Origin of the sequence: Citrobacter sp. NCU1 (assembly GCF_010231475.1) — a bacterium.
Lineage (GTDB): Bacteria > Pseudomonadota > Gammaproteobacteria > Enterobacterales > Enterobacteriaceae > Citrobacter_D.
Window position 1 is genome coordinate 1 of sequence record NZ_NRDO01000147.1, and the last position, 5,074, is coordinate 5,074.

Sequence of the window (5,074 nt, forward strand, 5' to 3'; positions counted from 1 at the left end):
TTTGAAAGGACAAGCGTATGTCTGAACCACAAAACGGGCGCGGCGCGCTCTTCGCCGGTGGGCTGGCCGCCATTCTTGCGTCGGCCTGCTGCCTGGGGCCGCTGGTTTTGATCGCCTTGGGGTTCAGCGGGGCATGGATCGGCAACCTGACGGTGCTGGAACCCTATCGCCCGATCTTCATCGGCGCAGCGCTGGTCGCGCTGTTTTTCGCCTGGCGGCGCATCTACCGCCCGGCGCAAGCCTGCAAACCGGGTGAGGTCTGCGCGATTCCCCAAGTGCGAGCTACTTACAAGCTCATTTTCTGGATCGTGGCCGCGCTGGTCCTGGTCTCGCTCGGATTTCCCTACGTCATGCCATTTTTCTATTAATCACAGGAGTTCATCATGAAAAAACTGTTTGCCGCCCTCGCCCTCGCTGCCGTTGTTGCCCCCGTGTGGGCCGCCACCCAGACCGTCACGCTGTCCGTACCGGGCATGACCTGCTCCACCTGCCCGATCATCGTCAAGAAGGCGATTTCCAAGGTCGAAGGCGTCAGCAAAATTGACGTGACCTTCGAGACACGCGAAGCGGTTGTCACGTTCGATGATGCCAAGACCAGCGTGCAGAAGCTGATCAAGGCAACCGGAGACGCGGGCTTTCCGTCCAGCGTCAAGCAGTAAATCTACCCGGAAAGCGATGATGAGTAACTTGTTTAGATACGGACGTTCGTCCGTCGTAAGCGGCCTTCTGATGCTCATGAGCGTCGGTGCGTTGGCCTATGACTTCAAAAGGATGGAGGCGGCCATCGAGTCGCTCTCGCCTACCACGCAAAGCGAATGGGAGCGCAAGGCCACAGCGGGTGAACCCATTGCGCAGAACGTCACCGGCATGGCGTACAAGTACGGCATCGGCGTCGCGCAGGATCAGGCAGTCTCGTGGAAGTGGTTCCGCTCAGCGGCAGAGCAGGGCGAGGCGGACGCCCAGTTCAACCTCGCGCGCATCTACGAAGGGCATGCCAACGACACCTTCTATCGTCGCCACGCACGGCCTGTGCCCGCTGACGACAGCGAGGCCGTGAATTGGTACCGCCGCTCCGCTGAGCAGAACCACACACAGGCGCAAGTTAAGCTGGCACAGCTGTACGCGAAGGGCGTCGCTCCGGCCGCGTCCGATCTGGTCCAGGCGTACAAGTGGTTCGGCATCGCCGCCGCCCGCGGCGACGAGACCGCGGTCAAGCTGCGCGCCGAGCTTGCGGCCAGATTGACACGTGAGCAGATCGCGGACGGCGATGCTCAGGCTATGGAATGGACAAGAAGTTCCAGTGTTAAGCAGTGAGCGACATCATGGGCTTGATTACACGCATCGCCGATAAAACCGGAGCGCTCGGCAGCGTCGTTTCCGCGATGGGCTGCGCGGCTTGTTTCCCAGCCATCGCCAGTTTCGGCGCGGCCATAGGGCTGGGCTTCCTGAGTGAATACGAGGGCCTGTTTATCTCCAGGCTATTGCCGCTGTTTGCCGCCATCGCCCTGTTAGCAAACGCGCTGGGCTGGCTGAGTCATCGTCAATGGCACCGCAGCCTGCTCGGCATGATCAGGCCGGCCATCGTATTCGCGGCCACGGTTTGGCTTCTCGGCAACTGGTGGACGGCGAACCTGATGTACGTCGGTCTGGCCTTGATGGTCGGGGTGTCGATCTGGGATTTCGTCTCGCCGGCACATCGCCGCTGCGGCCCGGACGGCTGCGAACTGCCACCACAACATGGCTGACGGAAACGACCGTCGCCGACAACAGAGAAGGAACAAACATGACCACCCTTAAGATCACCGGCATGACCTGCGATTCGTGCGCTACGCACGTCAAGGAAGCCTTGGAGAAAGTGCCCGGCGTACAGTCGGCCGTCGTGTCCTACGCCAAGGGCGCGGCCCAACTCGACCTTGACCCCGGCACCGCATCGGACGCACTGACTGCCGCCGTGGCCGGACTCGGCTACAAGGCAACGTTCGCTGATACCTTATCGACGGACAACCGCGCCGGGCTACTCGACAAGGTACGCGGCTGGATGGGGACCGCCGACAAGGGCAGCGACGGTGAACGCCAGTTGCAGGTCGCCGTGATCGGTAGCGGCGGCGCTGCAATGGCGGCGGCGCTGAAGGCCGTCGAGCAAGGCGCGAAAGTCACGCTGATCGAGCGCGGTACTATCGGCGGCACCTGCGTCAACATCGGCTGCGTACCGTCCAAGATCATGATCCGTGCCGCCCACATTGCGCATCTGCGCCGTGAAAGTCCGTTCGACGATGGCATCGCGGCTACTGTGCCGGCGATTAACCGCAGCAAACTACTGGCCCAGCAGCAGGCGCGCGTCGATGAGCTGCGCCACGCCAAGTATGAAGGCATCCTGGATGGCAACCCGGCCATCACCGTTCTGCATGGTGAAGCGCGTTTCAAGGATGACCAAAGCCTTACCGTCCGTTTGAACGATGGCGGCGAGCGCGTCGTGGTGTTCGATCGCTGCCTGGTCGCCACTGGTGCCAGTCCGGCCATTCCGCCCATCACTGGTTTGAAAGGCACGCCGTACTGGACATCTACCGAGGCCCTAGTGAGTGACACCATTCCCGAACGCCTAGCCGTGATCGGATCGTCGGTGGTGGCGCTGGAACTGGCGCAAGCCTTCGCCCGGCTGGGCAGCCAGGTCACGATCCTGGCGCGCAGCACACTGTTCTTCCGCGAAGACCCGGCCATCGGTGAGGCCGTCACAGCCGCCTTTCGTGCCGAAGGAATCAAGGTTCTGGAACACACGCAAGCCAGCCAGGTCGCCTATGCGGACGGCGAATTCGTGCTGACCACAGGGCACGGCGAAGTGCGCGCCGACAAGTTGCTGGTCGCTACCGGCCGCACGCCGAACACGCGCAGCTTGGCGCTGGAAGCGGCGGGTGTCGCCGTCAATGCGCAGGGAGCCATCGTCATTGACAAGGGCATGCGCACCAGTACGCCACACATTTATGCCGCAGGAGACTGCACTGACCAGCCGCAATTCGTCTATGTGGCAGCGGCCGCCGGCACCCGTGCGGCCATCAACATGACCGGCGGAGACGCTACGCTCAATCTGACCGCGATGCCGGCGGTGGTGTTCACCGATCCGCAGGTCGCCACTGTGGGCTACAGCGAGGCGGAAGCGCACCACGACGGGATCGAGACCGACAGCCGCCTGCTAACACTGGATAACGTGCCGCGTGCGCTCGCCAACTTCGACACACGCGGCTTTATCAAGCTGGTAATCGAGGAAGGTAGCGGACGACTCATTGGGGTACAGGCAGTGGCCCCGGAAGCGGGCGAGCTGATCCAGACGGCGGTGCTCGCGATCCGTAACCGCATGACCGTACAGGAACTGGCTGACCAGTTGTTCCCCTACCTGACGATGGTCGAGGGGCTGAAGCTCGNNACGATGGTCGAGGGGCTGAAGCTCGCGGCGCAGACCTTCACCAAGGATGTCAAACAATTGTCCTGCTGCGCAGGATGAAAGGAGATGGAACCATGAAGCTCGCCCCATATATTTTAGAACGTCTCACTTCGGTCAATCGTACCAATGGTACTGCGGATCTCTTGGTCCCGCTACTGCGGGAACTCGCCAAGGGGCGTCCGGTTTCACGAACGACACTTGCCGGGATTCTCGACTGGCCCGCTGAGCGAGTGGCCGCCGTACTCGAACAGGCCACCAGTACCGAATATGACAAAGATGGGAACATCATCGGCTACGGCCTCACCTTGCGCGAGACTTCGTATGTCTTTGAAATTGACGACCGCCGTCTGTATGCCTGGTGCGCGCTGGACACCTTGATATTTCCGGCGCTGATCGGCCGTACAGCTCGCGTCTCATCGCATTGCGCTGCAACCGGAGCACCCGTTTCACTCACGGTTTCACCCAGCGAGATACAGGCTGTCGAACCTGCCGGCATGGCGGTGTCCTTGGTATTGCCGCAGGAAGCAGCCGACGTTCGTCAGTCCTTCTGTTGCCATGTACATTTCTTTGCATCTGTCCCGACGGCGGAAGACTGGGCCTCCAAGCATCAAGGATTGGAAGGATTGGCGATCGTCAGTGTCCACGAGGCTTTCGGCTTGGGCCAGGAGTTTAATCGACATCTGTTGCAGACCATGTCATCTAGGACACCGTGATCGGATATCGACCCAATGTTCTACGGCACCGGCATCGGATTCGCAGCGCGCGGATTGAACTCGGCGAAACGGTATATGCATTGCCGTGAACCGACCAAAAGGAGGTGTTCGATGAACGCCTACACGGTGTCCCGGCTGGCCCTTGATGCCGGGGTGAGCGTGCATATCGTGCGCGACTACCTGCTGCGCGGATTGCTGCGGCCAGTCGCCTGCACCACGGGTGGCTACGGCCTGTTCGATGACGCCGCCTTGCAGCGACTGTGCTTCGTGCGGGCCGCCTTCGAGGCGGGCATCGGCCTCGGCGCATTGGCGCGGCTGTGCCGGGCGCTGGATGCGGCGAACTGCGATGAAACTGCCGCGCAGCTTGCTGTGCTGCGTCAGTTCGTCGAACGCCGGCGCGAAGCGTTGGCCAATCTGGAAGTGCAGTTGGCCGCCATGCCGACCGCGCCGGCACAGCATGCGGAGAGTTTGCCATGAACAGCCCCGAGCGCATGCCGGCCGAGACGCACAAACCGTTCACCGGCTACCTGTGGGGCACGCTGGCCGTGCTGACTTGCCCCTGCCACCTGTCCATCCTCGCTGCCGTGCTGGCCGGCACAACCGCCGGTGCNNCAACCGCCGGTGCATTCCTTGTCGAGTATTGGGTCATCACGGCGCTCGGTTTGACCGGCCTGTTTCTTCTGTCACTGGCGCGGGCGTTGCGGGCATTCAGGGAAAGATCATGAGCGCTTCCCGGCCGGATGGATGGACTACGGCGGAGGGCCCAAGCGTTCGAGCGCGGGCAAGGCTTTCTGTTCGCAAAGCCGATGCCGGCGGCGGCATTCGCCGTCTTCGTCAGTCAATGGAGGGGTGCCACCATGAATGCAAATGATCCGACCGCCACCAGTTGCTGCGTGTGCTGCAAGGAAATTCCGCTCGATGCCGC

At 62.0% G+C, this 5,074-nt stretch carries 9 protein-coding genes; all 9 read left to right on the forward strand.

Going from position 1 to position 5,074, the window contains the following annotated elements; all coding sequences use genetic code 11:
* Positions 1–17 precede the first annotated feature (17 nt).
* Positions 18–368, forward strand: coding sequence for a mercuric ion transporter MerT (gene merT, locus CJP72_RS25010; RefSeq protein ID WP_031623830.1), 351 nt, complete (start codon positions 18–20; stop codon positions 366–368).
* Positions 369–383: 15 nt separating this feature from the next.
* Positions 384–659 carry a mercury resistance system periplasmic binding protein MerP gene (gene merP, locus CJP72_RS25015; RefSeq protein ID WP_005413396.1) on the forward strand — a complete coding sequence of 92 codons (276 nt, stop codon included), beginning with the start codon at positions 384–386 and terminating at the stop codon, positions 657–659.
* A 16-nt stretch (positions 660–675) separates the two neighbouring features.
* On the forward strand, positions 676–1,314 hold the full coding sequence (locus CJP72_RS25020) for a tetratricopeptide repeat protein (protein WP_010981355.1): 639 nt from the start codon (positions 676–678) through the stop codon (positions 1,312–1,314).
* Positions 1,315–1,322: 8 nt separating this feature from the next.
* Positions 1,323–1,745, forward strand: a complete 423-nt coding sequence (merC, locus tag CJP72_RS25025) for an organomercurial transporter MerC (RefSeq protein ID WP_005413394.1) — start codon at positions 1,323–1,325, stop codon at positions 1,743–1,745.
* A gap of 38 nt (positions 1,746–1,783) precedes the next feature.
* The gene (gene merA, locus CJP72_RS25030) at positions 1,784–3,496 is read left to right on the forward strand and encodes a mercury(II) reductase (RefSeq protein WP_162383907.1); all 1,713 of its coding nucleotides are present in this window, start codon (positions 1,784–1,786) and stop codon (positions 3,494–3,496) included.
* 14 nt (positions 3,497–3,510) lie between these two features.
* Positions 3,511–4,149, forward strand: a complete 639-nt coding sequence (merB, locus tag CJP72_RS25035) for an organomercurial lyase MerB (RefSeq protein ID WP_000761850.1) — start codon at positions 3,511–3,513, stop codon at positions 4,147–4,149.
* 111 nt (positions 4,150–4,260) lie between these two features.
* Complete coding sequence (gene merD, locus CJP72_RS25040) at positions 4,261–4,626, forward strand: mercury resistance co-regulator MerD (RefSeq protein WP_000995361.1); 366 nt, start codon at positions 4,261–4,263, stop codon at positions 4,624–4,626.
* A complete protein-coding gene (merE, locus tag CJP72_RS25045; RefSeq protein WP_162383908.1) occupies positions 4,623–4,874 on the forward strand; it encodes a broad-spectrum mercury transporter MerE in 252 nt (83 codons plus the stop codon). Before merD ends, merE begins: the two co-directional genes overlap by 4 nt.
* Before the next feature lie 15 nt (positions 4,875–4,889).
* A partial coding sequence (locus tag CJP72_RS25050) for a DUF3330 domain-containing protein (protein ID WP_162383909.1) occupies positions 4,890–5,074 on the forward strand: 185 nt, incomplete at its 3' end.

Excerpts from the sequence above, each read along its gene's own strand:
- merT (WP_031623830.1), top strand. The coding sequence starts at position 18 with ATGTCTGAACCACAAAACGGGCGCGGCGCGCTCTTCGCCGGTGGGCTG.
- merP (WP_005413396.1), top strand. The coding sequence starts at position 384 with ATGAAAAAACTGTTTGCCGCCCTCGCCCTCGCTGCCGTTGTTGCCCCC.
- CJP72_RS25020 (WP_010981355.1), top strand. The coding sequence starts at position 676 with ATGATGAGTAACTTGTTTAGATACGGACGTTCGTCCGTCGTAAGCGGC.
- merC (WP_005413394.1), top strand. The coding sequence starts at position 1,323 with ATGGGCTTGATTACACGCATCGCCGATAAAACCGGAGCGCTCGGCAGC.
- merB (WP_000761850.1), top strand. The coding sequence starts at position 3,511 with ATGAAGCTCGCCCCATATATTTTAGAACGTCTCACTTCGGTCAATCGT.
- merD (WP_000995361.1), top strand. The coding sequence starts at position 4,261 with ATGAACGCCTACACGGTGTCCCGGCTGGCCCTTGATGCCGGGGTGAGC.